Annotated in this window: 13 protein-coding genes; 1 reads left to right on the top strand and 12 read right to left on the bottom strand. The window is 36.1% G+C overall.

Annotated elements, in window-relative coordinates:
- Positions 1 to 24 precede the first annotated feature (24 nt).
- The 5 genes from sapS to AC4BC5_RS08745 all read right to left on the bottom strand — a co-directional run bounded on the left by sapS (position 25) and on the right by AC4BC5_RS08745 (position 6,960).
- Positions 25 to 1,050, bottom strand: coding sequence for a two-component system sensor histidine kinase SapS (gene sapS / locus AC4BC5_RS08765; RefSeq protein WP_490495061.1), 1,026 nt, complete (start codon positions 1,048 to 1,050; stop codon positions 25 to 27).
- An 8-nt stretch (positions 1,051 to 1,058) separates the two neighbouring features.
- Positions 1,059 to 1,733, bottom strand: a complete 675-nt coding sequence (gene sapR / locus AC4BC5_RS08760) for a two-component system response regulator SapR (protein ID WP_490495060.1) — start codon at positions 1,731 to 1,733, stop codon at positions 1,059 to 1,061.
- A gap of 110 nt (positions 1,734 to 1,843) precedes the next feature.
- Positions 1,844 to 3,334, bottom strand: a complete 1,491-nt coding sequence (locus AC4BC5_RS08755; protein ID WP_490495059.1) for a phosphohexomutase domain-containing protein — start codon at positions 3,332 to 3,334, stop codon at positions 1,844 to 1,846.
- 104 nt (positions 3,335 to 3,438) lie between these two features.
- The gene (locus AC4BC5_RS08750; protein WP_490495058.1) at positions 3,439 to 5,220 is read right to left on the bottom strand and encodes an ABC transporter ATP-binding protein; all 1,782 of its coding nucleotides are present in this window, start codon (positions 5,218 to 5,220) and stop codon (positions 3,439 to 3,441) included.
- The gene (locus tag AC4BC5_RS08745; RefSeq protein WP_490495057.1) at positions 5,221 to 6,960 is read right to left on the bottom strand and encodes an ABC transporter ATP-binding protein; all 1,740 of its coding nucleotides are present in this window, start codon (positions 6,958 to 6,960) and stop codon (positions 5,221 to 5,223) included.
- Positions 6,961 to 7,138: 178 nt separating this feature from the next.
- Here AC4BC5_RS08745 and AC4BC5_RS08740 point away from each other — a divergent pair, with 178 nt between their 5' ends.
- On the top strand, positions 7,139 to 7,966 hold the full coding sequence (locus tag AC4BC5_RS08740) for an AraC family transcriptional regulator (RefSeq protein ID WP_490495056.1): 828 nt from the start codon (positions 7,139 to 7,141) through the stop codon (positions 7,964 to 7,966).
- Between the two features lie 18 nt (positions 7,967 to 7,984).
- Here the strand turns inward: AC4BC5_RS08740 and AC4BC5_RS08735 are convergent, their stop codons facing one another.
- From AC4BC5_RS08735 to AC4BC5_RS08705, 7 genes are all read right to left on the bottom strand, one after another.
- Entirely contained in the window at positions 7,985 to 9,631 is a 1,647-nt protein-coding gene (locus tag AC4BC5_RS08735) for a phosphoenolpyruvate carboxykinase (ATP) (protein WP_490495055.1), read from the bottom strand.
- A 92-nt stretch (positions 9,632 to 9,723) separates the two neighbouring features.
- Positions 9,724 to 10,221, bottom strand: a complete 498-nt coding sequence (locus AC4BC5_RS08730) for a methylated-DNA--[protein]-cysteine S-methyltransferase (RefSeq protein WP_490495054.1) — start codon at positions 10,219 to 10,221, stop codon at positions 9,724 to 9,726.
- 125 nt (positions 10,222 to 10,346) lie between these two features.
- A complete protein-coding gene (locus tag AC4BC5_RS08725; RefSeq protein ID WP_490495053.1) occupies positions 10,347 to 11,873 on the bottom strand; it encodes a PASTA domain-containing protein in 1,527 nt (508 codons plus the stop codon).
- Positions 11,866 to 12,540 carry an ABC transporter ATP-binding protein gene (locus AC4BC5_RS08720; protein WP_207871615.1) on the bottom strand — a complete coding sequence of 225 codons (675 nt, stop codon included), beginning with the start codon at positions 12,538 to 12,540 and terminating at the stop codon, positions 11,866 to 11,868. The genes AC4BC5_RS08725 and AC4BC5_RS08720 overlap by 8 nt, the downstream gene beginning before the upstream one ends.
- A gap of 13 nt (positions 12,541 to 12,553) precedes the next feature.
- Complete coding sequence (locus tag AC4BC5_RS08715) at positions 12,554 to 14,059, bottom strand: ABC transporter permease (protein WP_490495052.1); 1,506 nt, start codon at positions 14,057 to 14,059, stop codon at positions 12,554 to 12,556.
- Between the two features lie 388 nt (positions 14,060 to 14,447).
- Entirely contained in the window at positions 14,448 to 14,891 is a 444-nt protein-coding gene (gene dtd / locus AC4BC5_RS08710) for a D-aminoacyl-tRNA deacylase (RefSeq protein ID WP_490495051.1), read from the bottom strand.
- A gap of 4 nt (positions 14,892 to 14,895) precedes the next feature.
- Positions 14,896 to 17,109, bottom strand: a complete 2,214-nt coding sequence (locus tag AC4BC5_RS08705; protein ID WP_490495050.1) for a RelA/SpoT family protein — start codon at positions 17,107 to 17,109, stop codon at positions 14,896 to 14,898.
- Positions 17,110 to 17,250: the final 141 nt, after the last annotated feature.

Genomic DNA, 17,250 nt, shown 5'->3' with positions numbered 1-17,250 from the left:
AAGATGTGTTATATGAGAGAACTTTTAGCGTTTTTCTCCATAGTAGCTTAGCATGGGGAAAAATAATATCATCTTTGTACCTGTACCGACAATCGATTCCACAGTTAGCTCGACACCTAACTGTTTTGCTAAATTTTTAGCTAAATATAACCCTAAGCCAGTTGAATGCGTCTGCGCATTGCGGCCATTTTGACCAGTAAAGCCTTTATCAAAAATTCGTCGTATATCTTCTTCGGGAATGCCAATACCACTATCTTCAATTGCCAATTGTATACCTTCCCGTTTTTTTTGTAGGTGAATCGTAATTATGCCATTTTCAGACGTATACTTAATGGCATTACTCAATAGTTGTCTGAAAATAAAACTAATCCATTTTGGATCGGTTAGAACTTGTTGATCCTCCCCTTCTACCGTAAATCGAATGTTTTTTTGAATAAAATAATTGGCTTGGCTCCGTAAAACCGGTTGAATAATTTGTTTCAGCGATGTTTCTTGAACCAAATAGTCTTTGGTAAAACTGTCTAAACGGGCAACATATAGCACTTGATCAACGTACTCGTCAATTCGATGCAATTCATTTTCTAAAGCGATGTATTTATTATCATCGATATCAAATTCAATCGATCGTAATAATAACTGACTAGCAGCTAAAGGGACTTTGATTTCATGCACCCATGAATCAATATAGTCTTTTTGTTCCTCTTGGTTCGTGACTACCTGCTGCATATTCTCTTGATGTTCACGAATGACTTGGTTAATAAACTCTTGTTCCAAGCGCTCTTCTTTACTTCTAGCAGTTGAAAGGTATTCTTGTAATACACTATCTCCTTCATGAAACGAAAGTGCTTGCCACCAACGCCGCTTCGATAAATAATGAACAGCTAACATAATTCCTAAGACAACGCTTTGCATTAAAATCAGATACCAAAACGTTCCTATACTTAAATGAACACCTGGAGAGAGCCAGATGACAAACATCGTTAATACCACAAAAAGAAACCACCCAATAAATACCCACCACTGATCTTTTAAATAGTTAAAAATATTCATTGCCCACCTCACGGAATAATATAACCTTGACCAACCTTCGTCTCAATGTAGCCATCGACCCCTGCTTGTTCGATTTTACGTCTTAAACGATTAATATTCACAGTTAATGTATTATCATCTACGAAACGCTCATCGTCCCATAACGCGCGTAATAATTTTTCACGACTCAAAATTTTGCCATGATTTTTCATTAAAATATATAATAAACGATACTCATTCTTACTTAAATCGATGACTTCCCCGTTGACATCAACACTGCCATTATCCACATTTAATACTAGACCGTTATGCGTAATCGTCTCACTATTATTTTCAACATAATTATATGAACGGCGCAACAATGCGTTAATTTTAGCGACCAATACGTCTAATTCAAATGGTTTGGTGATAAAGTCATCAGCCCCCATATTCATCGCCATAATCATATCCATATTGGTATTCCGACTGGAAATAAAAATAATCGGAACTTTTGAGATTTCACGAATTTTTTGACACCAATAATACCCATCAAATACTGGTAAATTAATATCCAACAAAATCAATTGTGGATCTTCTGTTTTAAAATCTAACAAAACTTGATGAAAATCAGTTGTCCCAAACGTTTCAAATTGCCATTTTTCTAATTCTTCCATAATTAACTGACGAATCACTTCTTCGTCTTCTACGATCATAATTTTTGCCATGTTCGTGCCTCCTTGTTTCCTTTACTGTACCAAATTTCTGGTATTTAGACCATTGATAGTCCATACTAAAAAGCCAAGAATTTCATTTCTAAAATTCTTGGCTTCTTTATTTAAATTAATGGCAATAATTTTTCTTGATTAACTTTTTCATATGCCTTTAAAAATTGATGGATTTCACGTAATACACTTGGAATAATTCCCGCTTCATCATTTTCCACTTGTAAAACTAACAATGGTTCATGTAAACTCATTCGCAATAAGAACCACCCTGAACCAAAAGCTTCAGATAATTTAAAACGAATACCTTCATCATTTTCAGGATCCACTGTCCAACCAGTCACTTGATAAGAAGATAGGTCTTGAATAACTGATTCGCCTAATTCACGGTAATCTTCAGCTTCTAATTTAAAACGTACTTCTTGTGCTTCAGCAGGTTGTTTCAAATCAGCAATCAACCCTTCCAATGTTTGATTTTCAGCTTGTAACTGTGGTAATAACATCAGAATTTTAGCAATCACATAGGCGCCATCATCCAAAAAGTAATTTTCTTTGAAAGCTGCATGACCGCTTGTTTCGATAGCTAATTGAGAATCAATTCCTGCTTCATTTAACTGAATTGCTTTGTTAATTACGTTGCGATACCCTGAAATGTAACGAACTTGTTGACCGTTTAATGCTTCAATGAATGCTTTTAAATGGTCTGTTGTTGGTGAATTGGTCACGATACTCGTTCCAGGATGTTCGGCCAACACAATTCGACTCAGTACAGCAATTAAATTATTACGGTTTAACACATCGCCCGTTTTAGTAACGACAGCTGAACGATCGACATCTGTATCAAAAATAACACCTAAATCAGCTTGATTCGCTAAAACAGCTTCTTGGATACTCGCCATCGCTTCTTTGTTATCTGGATTGGGAATATGATTAGGAAAGTTCCCATCTGGTTCTAAAAATTGAGAACCTGTCGTATCTGCTCCCAAAGGTGCTAAAACTTTGTCTGCAAAAAAACCACCCGCGCCATTACCAGCGTCCACAATAATCTTTAAGCCTTTTAATGGTTCTTGTGGATGTCCTACTATTCCTTGACGAATTTTTTGAACTAAGTCCTCGGCATATGGAGTTAAAATATCGGCTTGACGTACACTGCCTTCTTCTGCAACAATTTCATCTGTCTGACTTAAAATAAATTGAATATCTTCTTTTTCAGCCCCACCTTGGCGACTGAATATTTTGACACCGTTGAAATAATAAGGTAAGTGACTTGCTGTCAGCATGACACCTGCATGACACGCAAATTCTGGAAATTGGGTGCTCATAAACATTGCGGGAGTTGTTGCTAAATTAAAATCAATGACATCTACTCCTTGACGCGTTAAAGCATCAATTAAAGCTGTTTTTAAACTTGTACCACTTAAACGACTGTCTTGACCAATCCCAACAACAAGTGGCTCCTCAACTACTTTAGTATGTAACCAATGAATTAATCCTGAAGCAATTTTTTCCATCGCAGCCGGTGTTAAATTAGCTGGATATTCTTCGGTCGCAATCGCAATACCGCGAATGTCTGAACCATTTTGCAATTTTTCTAATGCTGTCATGTGTTCTCCTCCTTAAATCATGTTGCGCTTTCATTATAACAAAAAAATCGCACCTGTCGTACTTTTTAGGTATTTTTTACTAAAAAGTTTAACAGGTGCTTTTTCTAATTTGTATGAATTAAATCATATTGAGATTGATAGAGATGGTGATACTTGCCTTTTAACGTCATCAATTCATTATGGGTTCCAGCTTCAACAATTTGACCTTGGTCCACATAGAAAATTTGAGAACTATTTTTAATTGTTGATAGACGGTGAGCAATAATAAATGAAGTTCGGCCTTTTAATAATTCTTGCAAGCCTTTTTGCAAAAGCTCTTCCGTTTTCGTATCAATACTTGAAGTGGCTTCATCTAAAATCAAGATTTTCGGATCAGCTAGTAATGCTCGGGCAAAAGAAATTAATTGACGCTGACCCGCAGAAAGTGTACTTCCTCTTTCTTCAACGACTGTTTGATAGCCATTTTTCAATTCTGAAATAAAATCATGGGCTCGAACGATTTTTGCTGCTGCAATAATCTCTTCTTCTGTTGCATCAAGTCGACCATAGCGAATATTTTCTAAAATTGTCCCGCTAAAAACAAACGTATCTTGCAACATGACACCCATTTGCGTTCTCAATGAGTGTAAAGTCACTTCTCTAACATCGTAACCGTCTACTTTGACACTTCCTTCATTAACATCATAAAAACGACTCAACAAATTAATAATCGTTGTTTTTCCTGCACCAGTTGGCCCCACCAAAGCAATCGATTGTCCCGGAGTGATATGAAACGACACATGATTTAAAATATTTTTTCCTTCCTCATAGCGGAAAGTTACTTCTTCAAAATCAACCTGCCCCTTAATTGATGGCAATACTTTGGCATCAGGTGCATCTTGAATATCTGGAACTTCATCCATTGTTTCAAAAATCCGCTCTAAATAAGCTGTCGCTGTTACTAAAGAATTGTAAAAGTTTCCAATACTAATCACTGGATTCCAAAAGTTATTAATATAACCAATAAAAGCAATCAACGTCCCCGTTGAAACTTCTACACCCATCTGACGAATGCCTAAAAAGTAAATCAAACAGGTCGTTAAGACAGAGATGTTTTGTACACCTGGCCACAATAAAAACTGAATTTTTACTGCGTGCATCCATGATGTACGAAACTCTTCGCTGACCTCATTAAACACCTCATAATTCTTTTTCTCTCGTGCAAAGGATTGGGTAATCTTAATGCCCGCAATACTTTCATGAATGTACGCATTCAGATTGGACTGCTTATTACTTAGTACTTGATAGGCTTTGCGTTGTAGACTAGTAATCACCATTACCAAAACAAACAAGACAGGTAATAAAACGAGACTATACAAGGTTAATTTGACATCGATAAAGAACATAAAGATTAGTGTGATAATAACACTAAAAATATCTGAAATTAAATTAATAAGCCCGTTACTTAACAAGTCACTCAATGTGTTGATGTAGTTAACAACACGAATCAAAATTTTGCCATGTGGACGATTATCAAAATAGGAAAAAGGTAAACGTTGCAAATGTTCAAAAATGGATGACCGCATGTCTTTTAAAATATCTTGACCAATTTCGGTTATCGCCAAAATTCGGTACTTCATACACCAGGCAATCACAAATAAGGAAATTAAAAAGACAACACCTAGGCCCAACAACAATTGCAGGTTTTTTTGGGGAATGACATCATCAATCGCAATCTTTGTAAAATAGGGTCCTAACATTCCTGCCGTATTTGCTAAAATAATGACAAATAGAACTTTAAAAATTGCTGTTTGATAGGGTTTAATATACCCACCTAATCGCTTGTAATGCGACCAATTAAATTCTCGAGTTAATTCCTCATCTACATCAAATTTATTTCGTGCCATTTACTCCACCTCCCCATCAACTAATCCGAGTTGTTTCTGATAAACATCATAATAAAAGCCTTTTTTAGCTACTAATTCTTGATGCGTTCCGGCTTCGATTACTCGTCCTTTTTCCATCATCAAAATCAAATCAGCTTCACGAACAGACGAAATACGATGTGCAATAATAAAGGTGGTTTTAGCATCCGTTAATGTGGTCAACTCTTTTTGGATTTTAGATTCCGTTTCCATATCAACAGCAGACGTCGTATCATCTAAGATTAGAATTGCCGGATCTTTAGCCAATGCGCGCGCTAAAGAAATCCGTTGTTTTTGTCCCCCTGATAAACCGACACCTCGTTCACCAACAATTGTTTCATAACCTTCAGGCATTCGACTGATAAAATGGTGCGCATCAGCAATTTCAGCCACACGCTGAATATAGGCTTCATCCGCATAAGGATTCCCAAACGCAATATTATCTTCGATCGTATCTGAAAATAAAAAGACATCTTGCATCACCATCGAAATATTTTCTCGTAATTGTCGAACTGGATAACTTTTCGCATCTTTACCATCAAGCAATACGCGACCACTTGTTGGATCATAAAAACGCGCCACTAAATTCACTAACGTTGTTTTACCTGAACCTGTTTCTCCTAGAATTCCTAAGGTTTGACCTGGTGCAATTTTAAATGAAACGTCTTCTAATACATTGCTCTTTGGATCATCTGAAAAATGGAACGACACCTGATCGAATTCCACATAACCTTGAATCGATACCTCATCTTCACCTTCAACTGGAATTGTTGCTTTAGTATTCATCATTTGACGAATTTTAATACAGGATGCAGAAAAACGCTGCACATCATTAATCAACCAGCCACTCATGCGCATAGGTTGATTGAGCATCCATAAAAAGCCATTAAAGGTAATCAAATTTCCTAATGACATCTCGCCTTGAATCACTAACCAACCACCCAAAATCAAGGTCGTTAAATTCAAGCTTCCCGCTAACATATCCAGCCAAGGTAAATACTTTCCAGAGACTTTAGCTGAGGCCATATTCCTTTGCTTGTAATCATCATTGTAAGCATGAAATTTCTCAATTTCATAGGGCTCTCGAGCAAATGCTTTAACTACACGATTCCCCCCAATGTTTTCTTCAACCATCGAATTTAAACGAGAAAAACTTTCACGAATTTCAAAGAAAACTGGATGTGCTTCTTTGGACATTTTCATCGTTAAGAAATAAATAATTGGTGTAATCACCACTAATGCAACCATTAAGGGGAAATTAATGGTTGCCATCATAATAATGGCTGCTGCAAACCATAAAATACATTCAATAATATTATACGATACCCACGAAACAAAGTGACGGATTGCATCCGTATCCCCTGTCATTCGTGCCATAATATCTCCTACACGTGTATGATTAAAAAAGTCAAAATCTAATTCCTGTAGTTTTTTATACATATCTTTACGTAATTGAAATAAAACATTTTGACCTATACGTTCAAAAATCATTTGATACGCATAGCGAACAACTGTCCTAAAAAGTGTAATCCCAATCATTACACCCAATAGCGGCAACAACAATTGTCCTTTGCCTTGCTCAATAACTTGATCGACCAGCATCCCTGAAACAACTGGATTTACAATAATTAAAATGGAATTCACTACCACAAAAATAAGAGCAATAAGTATCCGAACTTTATAAATTTTGGCATAATTCCAAATCCATTGAAAATTATTCATAGACATCCCTCCAAACTGTCCTTTGTATCCCTTATCATACCGTTCTAAATTTCAATTAGAATGGAATATTCTAGTTAGAAAGATGGAGATTTTTGCCATATTTAAAATAGGTATTTTCTGCTTTGCACTAATCAAAATATGTTTTTACGCTATAATAAAAAGAAAAAGAGGTGAGTTAATGGATATTCAAGAGTTTAATCCCCAAATTTATTATGCGTTTGATGTGTGGAATCCTGAAAATAACGCAAACGAAAAACATCACCACGATTTTTTCGAAATTTCTATTATCTTAGAAGGAGAAGCCTCCTACTTTTTTAATCAACAGTGGCAAAAAGTACGTGGTGGCGATATTTTATTATTTAATCCAGGCGTTGAGCATGCCGAAAGACAACTTCCTAATACTCATTCACATCAATTGCATATCGGTATTGGCAGCTTCAAATTGGAAGGGGTTTCTAAAAATACATTTCCTAACCAAGAGATTCTTTTAACCAGTCAGGAAAACCAAATTAAAGTCTTTGATAAAGCTTGGCAGTTAATTAATGAATTCGGGCATCACACGATCAATTTAATTTGTAAGGGATTAATTTACGAAATAATCGGACTGATTTTGCGTTGTTTAGAACAAAATAGACAAACTGAAACGTCTACTTTAAGTAAAAATGATCGTCTAAAACAAGCCGTCCAATTAATTATTACTTATATTGAAAATAATTATGCTCAAGAAATTACTATTGAACAATTAGCGACCACTCATTTTATAAGTCCAACTTATTTATCTAAAATTTTTAAAGAAGTGACGGGTGTTTCTCCTATCAATTATTTAATTCTAATTCGTTTACAACAAGCCTATCAGCTGTTAACAACGAAAGAATATTCGATCAAAGAGATTGCACGATCAGTGGGCTATGAAGATGCCTATCATTTTAGTAAATCCTTTAAGAAGCAATATGGTATTTCACCATCCACTTTACGTAAAAAACATACGCAGGAAATGGCTCATTGATACCTTTCCTGCGCATACTTATCTCAGCTTCTTTAGTGAATCAATTACTTTTTCCATTGCTTGGGCAGCTTCTTCTGGCAAACGATTGAAGTCATTTTGCTCTAATATGAAATCAAGCCGATTTTGCATTCTTGCCTGGACTTTTTCCAAATAAGAAACCTGAGTAAAGTCAACGATAAAATCATCTAGAGGCAAATAACTTAATCCGTCAATTGAATCAAATGGGACAAACTCGTCTGCTTGTTCAATAATCGTTTCAATGCTTGCTAACGTAACTTTTGCGGGAATATTTTTGCCATTAAAAGCACCTGTATTTAAGATATAACAATCCGTTGCTTGCTTTTGAAATAACTCACGAAAATTTTGATAATCCTCACCTAAAGGATAACTACGGAAAGGATTTGCGTACGGTTCAATCACTAATGCCTCCAAGTCAACTTCCCCTACCAAATTTTCTGCTGTACTCCGTTTGGTTGCTAACGTTAAACCGAATACTGCGGCCAAAACAGGCTCATCAATTTTAACAACTGGTGGCAGACTATCATCTTTCATAATCCAAAAAATGGCATCAATTTTTTCAGTAATCACATCTACACGATTGTTCGTAACAAATCGTGATTTAACTGTTCGTCCGTTGCCGTTACGAATATCTTCTAAGACTGGAACTTTACGACCTTTTTCATCTAATGTCACGCCGACATTTTGCATTGTCAAAAAGTATTCTACTCGACTATCAGTTAATGGATAATCTTGAACTTTATCAAAATAGGCAGGCTCCAAAGCAATGGTTGTTTCAGTATCTTTATGAATGACAAAAGCGTCATCATGCAACACGTCCACCTGATAACGGCCATCATGTTTGGTTAAGGTAATCGTTGATTTTCCAGAACCAGAAAGGCCAAAAGTTGCCATTGTAAATTGCCTATCTGCTAGTTGATATTGTTTTAATCCACCATGACACGCTACAAAATTATTTCGATGAGCAGTTGCCCATGCCAAGGTTAACGTGCCTTTTTTTAACTCACCAAAATAGCGTAATCCTAGAATTGCTGCGACATTATGAATAGGATCGAATAGAGCCAAGCCATGAGGAAAATCTGGATGTGTCCAATCAGGGTTAGCAAACAAATAAATATCATTTTCATTTAATAACTTAGAATGTTCATATTGTGTGCTCCACTGAGCCGTCTCAATCTGAAAATTCAACAAATATGAATATAAATTTAATTCAAATCCTTCTGGGACTAAAACATGGCTACGGATCATAAACTGTTCATGCAACCCAACAAGCACATTCCCTTGATAAAACGTTTGTTTCGTCGCTTGATACGCAGCTTCACGTAACAATGCATCATAATATTTTTGATTGACGCCTGGTTGCCCAATAATCACCCGTGCCGCCGATGTCCGCCCGACAATCTTACCATCATTGCCGACAAGCATTTTTGCATCAGTAGGTAAGCCTAATTTTTCTGCATGTTTAACAGGTAAATCAGTAACGATGGTTCCCGCTGCATTTGCGGCTGCACAGTAAGCGCTTTCTAAATCGGGTATGATTTTGACATTATTTCCATAAAATATCGTTTCAATTAATGTTTTCGTACTAGAAAACAACGGATTTTCTGGCACAATTTCTGTTTGTTTAAATTGTTGAATAGATCCCATGTTCTCACTCCTCTACAAATAAATAAAAGATTCTGACAATTCTATTATATCGGAATTTGTGATTGTACACAAAAAAACGAGCAAATCGCTCGTTAAGAATAGGCGCACCCTTCAATAGCTAACAAACGGCGTTTTAATGGTATGCCACTACGAAAACCTGTCAATGTTCCATCTTTACCTAAAACTCGATGACAGGGAACTATAATTAGTAATGGATTTCGCCCAACTGCATTAGCTACAGCACGCACAGCGGTTGGTCGCCCAATTTTTGCTGCCAAATCACTGTAGGTTGTTGTTGTTCCATATGGTACTTTCAATAGCTCTTGCCAAACTTGTTTTTGGAAATCCGTACCAATTAAATCAATTGCAAAAGGAAACGTAGTACGCTTTTGAGCAAAATAATCTTTTACTGGTTGAACATAACTAGCTACTTTTTGGTTATCTGCTACAATTTGATACCCTTTAAAGAACTTAGCTAAATTTTCATTGCTATCTGTAACCAAATCAAAATAAGCCAAACCATAATCAGTTGCTGCAAAAATATACTCTTCATCACTAATCGTTGCGGTCGTTATATAAAGTATTTTCATTGAACGTTCCCAGCTTTCTAGATTATTTTCTTAGTGCATTCTAACGAAAATATAGCATATCTCTCCACAAAAAACAAACATACGTTCACAAAAAAAACCGAAGCAAAAAATTGCTTCGGTTATTCTTATTCAGTTATTTGCGTATCAGATGAAGGTTCCTCAGTTTCTAAAGTTGGTGTTTCTGGTGTTTCTGGAATTTCATCTACTTTTGGTTTCAAATTTCCTAAACTTATACCAATACTAATAGTTGCTTCAATCGGAACAAATTGACCATATTGACTCATTTCTACTACGGTTCCTTTAGGATCTGAAGAATCGACATAATAGACAGTATAATAAATGTACGCACCTTTTGATTGGTATTCATCAAAGAATAGTTTGGGTAGATCTCCTTCAGTAGTATTTCCACGTAAATCTTTCATATATGGACGACCTTGAGAATAGACCACTTCTACAGGAGGAATCGTATCGCCTTCTGTATACTCTTTTCCTGGTTCTACCGATTGGCTAATGAATTGACCATAAGGAACATCCGAAGAAAACAGATTTTTGATAATCACTGGCACTTTTGATTCGATACCATTCGCTTCTTCCATTGTATACGTAGAATAATCCGGTACGACAATCGCTTTACCTTTTGAAATATGCACGATAATTTCTTCTTGTTTAGCAATTTTAGTTCCTTTTCCTGTTTCTTGAGAAATCACTGTATCTACTGCCACATCGTTCGAAAAGTCTTTAACCGTTTTTAGTTTGACTTCATTTTTTTTCGTCCAATCAGTTACTTCAGATAATGCTTTTCCTTTAAAATCAGGGACTTCAATATTTTTTTCAAAAACTTCTTTGCCTTTTGAATAATAGATAGTTAAACGATCTTTGCGTTTATAATCTTCTAATTTCAACTCTTTATTAGCCGCTTCTTGCTTGATAAACTCATCTTTTGCAACTTTATCGTCGAATGATACCAGCAAAGTAATGTTTTCAGCTTTATGTTCCGCAATCCAATCAGAAGCTGCTTTCTTATCCATCGTTTTAAATTCAGGTAAAGCAATTTTTTCTTCTGGATCTGCGCCAAGACTGCCTTTAATAGTTAAAGTTTTGCCTTTTTTAATTTTTTTGTCGGGAGCAACTGCTTGAGAAATCACATTATTTACTTCCGTATCAAAGTTGTATTCTTGATCGACTTTAATGACAACGCCCTCTTCTGTGCCCCAAGTACGCACTGCAGAAATTTCTTTATTAACAAAATTAGGCACTTTCACATGTGTTAATTGATAATACGTAAAAAACAAAGCGATTGCTACCAAGATTGTTACTAAACCAAATAAGAAATATTTTTTTCGTTGACGTTTTTGATAGGTCGGATCGAACTCAGTTTCTTCCGTTTGAAAACGACTTATGGGCTTTTCTTCTGGTTTATTTTTAGCTTTGCGTGTCGATTCTTTGGGTGAAGTTGGTGATTCTTCTTTAATTGATTCCGAAACAGCCTTTTCTTCAAGCGGTTCAGAAGATACCGTTGCTTCTAGTTCTTCCACTACCTCTTCTAGCTCTTCCACTTCTTCTAGTTCGTCTAGTTCAGATGTTTTTTTAGCCGACTCTTTTTTTTGCCCATCATAATTGTTTTTCGTAAAGTTAGAAAGAAAATCACTCATATGGTTTCAACACACCTTTTCTTAAATACAACATCTCATCTGCTTGCTGAGCAATTTCATTAGAGTGCGTAACCATAATAACGCATTTGTTATGCGCATGTGCCAATTCTTTGAAGATGTCAACAATTTCTTGTTCCATTTCTTCGTCTAAGTTTCCTGTTGGTTCATCAGCCAAAATAATATCGACATTAGTAGCTAAGGCCCGAGCAATTGCTACACGTTGTTGCTCTCCTCCTGATAATTGATTGACTAAACGATCTGCTTTATCGCGTGTAATTCCGATGTAATCCAATAAGTTGTATGCAACTTCACGATGATTGTCTGGTAACTTGTTATCCGTAATCGACATGGGTACCAAGACATTTTCGACTGCGGTTAAATAAGGAATTAAGTTATAGCTTTGAAAAATAATACTAATTTCATCACGACGATACTTATCATATCCCAACGCCTTAATATCTTTACCATTAAGTAAAATTTCGCCAGATTTTGGTGAATCTAACGCGCTGATTAATGACAGAAAGGTCGTTTTTCCGGATCCCGATTGACCTAAAATAGCATAAAAAGTTCCTTTTTCAAAAGACACGGAAGTTTCTTTTAAAATATAACGGCGTTGATCGCCATCTTGATAAAAATAATCAACATTTTTTGTTTCCAATAAAGTCATTATTGCATCCTCCTTACATCATAATTTTCTTCGGATTCAAACGTAGAATATAAAGCAATGGTAAAATTGCTGAAAGCAACACAGTTCCTAAACCTAATAATAAATAACTAATAATATATCCAGCTGAGAACGTTACTTTATATGCTGATTGAATATCTTCATAAGAGACACTTGGTGTATTCAATGAATAACCACCGATATAGCCGCCCATCATATCACCAGAATTACTTAACCAATCAGTTTGTAGCAATGAATTTGATACTGCACCACCTAATAGATTCCCAGTCACTAGTGAAAGAACTAAGGCGATCAGACTTGTTAATAATAATTCGACAACAATTTGCCCAATAATTTCAGTCCTACTTTCACCTAAGGATAAATAAATCCCCAATTCATGTTTACGATCGCGTAAGAACAACAAGACAACTAATGAAATAATTAAAATTGTTGCTAGAGCTGCGATAATTACCACATATTTTGAAATAGTCCCTAATTTTTTCATGCCACCTGCAATTTGATCATATTGATCGGTTGAAGCAAAGACTTGATAATATTCGTTACTAATCAACGCATTCGCTTCTTCCCGGAAAGCTTCGACATCGTCAATTGATTTCAATACATAGGTCACTTGATAATACTCTTGTGATTCTTGTAAAGCTAAGTCTTCTTCACTCATTTGCCAAATTTTTTGTGATTGTTCTTTATTTAGAGCTTTGACTAATTCATTCGGCATATAGATAGTATTAATTTGTTCAACTGCGCGCCATTCATCTTCGCCCATGCCTTCATCTTTACTTTTTTCTTTGTTTTCTTTTTTTACTACAGAGAAGATACCGCCTACTTTAACTGGAAAATCGAAAGTAATCACTTCAGGCATTGCAGCTTCTTCACTATCTTCTTCGATTGGCTCTTCGGAATAGGCTTGATCAGTCACATCAAGTGCTACTTGATCTCCTACAGAAAGATTATTTGCTTCGGCTACTTCACGACTGATTAAGACCGTATTTTCTCCGTCTTTAATCGCTTTGTCGGTAAAGGCTTCCCCACTTTCCAATTTGATAGTTCCCTCTTCCAGATCGACAACTTCTTTGCGGTTTACGCCTTTGATGGTGAAGCCATATTTATAGCCGCCTCCATAACCGATACCACCTTCTTCTGGTGAATACGCCTTGAATTTATTGGTACCAATAAATGCAGGAATAGACATATCATAATATTTAACGTATGGTAATTTACCAATTGCTTCTAATTCTTTCATTGATGGTGGCGTAAACCATTCATCACCTTCAAATTTTTCGGGATTTTTTTGCTGATCTTCATCAAATTGTTCGTAATTCATTTCAATCGTTGCTTGTGATCCCATTTGTTTCTTTGTTTCCTTTTCAACATTCTGTGTAGATTGCTGAATCGCCACTGCACCTGCAATTACATTTCCCAAAATAAAAATGACTAAAAATAAAATAAATGATCGTCCTTTTCTTCGTGTCACACTTTTCAATGCTCGTTGCCAAAATTTCATTTTCCAGATCCTCCCTATCACATTTTTATTCATTATTCCATAGATATAAAAGCCTTACAATCATTTTTATAAGCTTTTCACATACACTTGTTGTCTTTTTCAACAGAAAAATCAAACGTACAATAAAAAAAAACAATAATTCCGCGATTTTATTGGATATTTTTCTTAAAAAATTTCCTTGAAGAGGGAACTAACAGTTTTGTAAGGCATAGCTCAATGAATAATTTTTTCTAATGAATTTGATTATACCTTGTTTCACTCACGCAGAACCATTTTTCCCCTAAACGTAGCTATTTCTTGCCTGAACGTAAGAATAGATTTCATTTTCGACTGATTTTTCAAAAAAAGAATGTGATTAGTCTCCCGTACGGCACTAATCACATTCTTTTTATTCACGTGTATCAAAAATAATTGTCACCGGACCGTCATTGACTAAAGAGACTTTCATATCTGCCCCAAATTCACCAGTAACTACAGGAATTTGCAACTGACGTAACCCCTCATTGAATGCTTCATACAAAGGAATTGCCACTTCTGGTCGAGCCGCTTTAATAAAACTTGGACGGTTTCCCTTTTTAGTTTCAGCGTATAAAGTGAATTGAGAAATACTTAAAATACTTCCCGAAACAGCTTCAATACTACGATTCATTTTACCAGCATCATCTTCAAAAACTCTTAATTTAGCAATCTTACCTATTAGATACGCTACATCGGCTTGCGTATCCTCTGCATGAATTCCTAATAAAATCATATACCCTTGTTCGATAGCACCGGTAATTTCGCCATTAATTTTGACACTTGCTTCACTAACTCGTTGAACAACTGCGCGCATTTTTCTATCCTTTCACACGATGGACACTATACACATCTGGAATTTGTTTCAATTTATCTGTAATCGTTTGTAGATGTGACAGATTTTGAATGGAGACTGATAGACGAATCGTTGCTTGTTTGTCTTTGTCTGAACGAGCTGTAACTCCAAGTAATTTTTTCGATTGCGAACTAATCACTTGTAATACATCATTTAACAAACCTGAACGATCGTATCCATGAATTTCCAAATCGGCCGCATATTCTTTTTGATTATTCGTGGTATCTTCCCACTCGACTTCAATCAAACGATTTTCATTTTCAGGTGCATTGGTAACATTCGGGCAATCGGCACGATGAATAGAAATTCCTCGTCCTTTGGTAATATAGCCTACAATGTCATCACCTGGAACTGGATTACAACAACGACTCATTCGAATCAATAAATTTTCTACGCCTTGAATAACAACGCCACCTTCATGGCGAATTTTCATTTTTTCTGGTTCTTTTTTCGCTGATTGGTTCATCATTTCTTGCATGCGTTGTTTGTCTTTTTCGACTTGTTGCTCCCGACGTTCTTCTTCAGTTAGACGGTTGGCTAAGGTTGTTGGGCTAACCTCGCCATAACCCACTGCCGCAAATAAGTCATCTTCGGTATTATAATTATAACGCTGCAAGGCTTCTTGCATTTTAGTCTTAGAAAGCATTTCTTTGGGAACAAAACCTAATTCTTGTAAAGATTTTACAACTGCTTCATGGCCTTTTTCGATATTACCTTCGCGGTCTTGAGTTTTAAAGAAACGTTTAATTTTATTTTTCGCTTTACTTGTTGCGACTAGTTTTAACCAGTCACGGCTTGGACCAGAAGAATTTGCCGACGTCATAATTTCTACGATATCGCCCGTTTTCAATTTATAATCCAATTGAACCATTTTACCATTCACTTTGGCTCCCACTGTTTTGCTACCAATATCAGTATGAATATTATAAGCAAAATCGAGTGGACCAGAACCTTTTGGCAGTTCAGAGACATCGCCTTTGGGTGTAAAAACATATACTTTATCACTAAAGATATCCCCTTTGACACCTTCCATAAATTCAGAAGCATCAAAACTTTCATCTTGAAGTTCCAATATTTCTTTAAACCAGCCAACTTGTTGCGTCATTGCATCTGGTTTAATTTCTTCTGTATGACCTTCTTTGTATGCCCAGTGAGCAGCAACCCCAAATTCCGCAATTTCATGCATTTCATGGGTCCGAATTTGAATTTCGATTGGATTACCATGAGGACCAATCACAGTTGTATGAATCGATTGATACATGTTTGCTTTTGGCATAGCAATATAGTCTTTAAAGCGTCCAGGCATTGGTTTCCATCTTGTATGGATAGCACCTAGAACTGCATAACAGTCTTTAATAGAATCAACAATCACTCGGATAGCCAATAAATCATAAATTTCATCGAACTGTTTTTTCTTATCCACCATTTTGCGATAAATGGAATAAATGTGTTTGGGACGACCATAGATTTCAGCATAAATATCGAGTTCTTCCGTTGCCAAACGAATTTCTTCAACAGTTCCCTCTACGTATGCTTCCCGTTCCTCACGTTTCGTTTGCATCAGGTGAACAATTCGGTAATACTGATTTGGGTTTAAATAACGTAATGAACGGTCTTCTAATTCCCATTTAATTCGACTAATCCCTAAGCGATGAGCAAGTGGCGCATAAATTTCCATCGTTTCTTGTGCAATACGACGTTGCTTATCTTCGCGTAAATGATTCAAAGTCCGCATGTTGTGCAAACGGTCAGCTAGTTTCACCATAATCACACGCAAATCTTGGGCCATTGCCAACAACATTTTACGATGGTTTTCTGCCAATTGCTCTTCATGCGATTTGTACATAATTTTCCCTAATTTAGTAACGCCATCAACAAGCATCGCTACATCTGGTCCAAATTCTACTTTTAAGTCATCCAAAGTCACTTCTGTATCTTCGACAACATCATGTAAAAATCCGGTCGCTACAGTATGAGGATCCATATGTAATTCTGCTAGAATCCCCGCAACTTGAATGGGATGAATAATATAGGGTTCGCCAGATTTACGAAATTGTCCTTCATGTGCTTGAGTCGCATAATCCAACGCTTTTTGGACAAACGCAACATGTTCTTTACTCATATAATAAGAGACGAGTTTTACCACTGTTGGGCCTGACATAATCGTTTCTTTAGCCATTTTAGGAACCTCCTTTGAGAAAAAAGGTCTGGACGAACGCCCAGACTCTTCTTGATTATACTTGTATACAAGAGACCGATTGGGAATTTCTATCCCTAAGTACCAGTTATATTATACAAATTTTCCGTGTTTTTTTCAAAC

The organism is Enterococcus sp. AMC2644 (assembly GCF_058216475.1).
Note: the sequence above shows the minus strand (reverse complement) of the source record. Positions and strands in the feature narration are given on the sequence as shown.

Coding starts and splice junctions, on each gene's coding strand:
- sapS (WP_490495061.1), bottom strand. CDS start 1,050: ATGAATATTTTTAACTATTTAAAAGATCAGTGGTGGGTATTTATTGGG.
- sapR (WP_490495060.1), bottom strand. CDS start 1,733: ATGGCAAAAATTATGATCGTAGAAGACGAAGAAGTGATTCGTCAGTTA.
- AC4BC5_RS08755 (WP_490495059.1), bottom strand. CDS start 3,334: ATGACAGCATTAGAAAAATTGCAAAATGGTTCAGACATTCGCGGTATT.
- AC4BC5_RS08750 (WP_490495058.1), bottom strand. CDS start 5,220: ATGGCACGAAATAAATTTGATGTAGATGAGGAATTAACTCGAGAATTT.
- AC4BC5_RS08745 (WP_490495057.1), bottom strand. CDS start 6,960: ATGAATAATTTTCAATGGATTTGGAATTATGCCAAAATTTATAAAGTT.
- AC4BC5_RS08740 (WP_490495056.1), top strand. CDS start 7,139: ATGGATATTCAAGAGTTTAATCCCCAAATTTATTATGCGTTTGATGTG.
- AC4BC5_RS08735 (WP_490495055.1), bottom strand. CDS start 9,631: ATGGGATCTATTCAACAATTTAAACAAACAGAAATTGTGCCAGAAAAT.
- AC4BC5_RS08730 (WP_490495054.1), bottom strand. CDS start 10,221: ATGAAAATACTTTATATAACGACCGCAACGATTAGTGATGAAGAGTAT.
- AC4BC5_RS08725 (WP_490495053.1), bottom strand. CDS start 11,873: ATGAGTGATTTTCTTTCTAACTTTACGAAAAACAATTATGATGGGCAA.
- AC4BC5_RS08720 (WP_207871615.1), bottom strand. CDS start 12,540: ATGACTTTATTGGAAACAAAAAATGTTGATTATTTTTATCAAGATGGC.
- AC4BC5_RS08715 (WP_490495052.1), bottom strand. CDS start 14,059: ATGAAATTTTGGCAACGAGCATTGAAAAGTGTGACACGAAGAAAAGGA.
- dtd (WP_490495051.1), bottom strand. CDS start 14,891: ATGCGCGCAGTTGTTCAACGAGTTAGTGAAGCAAGTGTCAAAATTAAT.
- AC4BC5_RS08705 (WP_490495050.1), bottom strand. CDS start 17,109: ATGGCTAAAGAAACGATTATGTCAGGCCCAACAGTGGTAAAACTCGTC.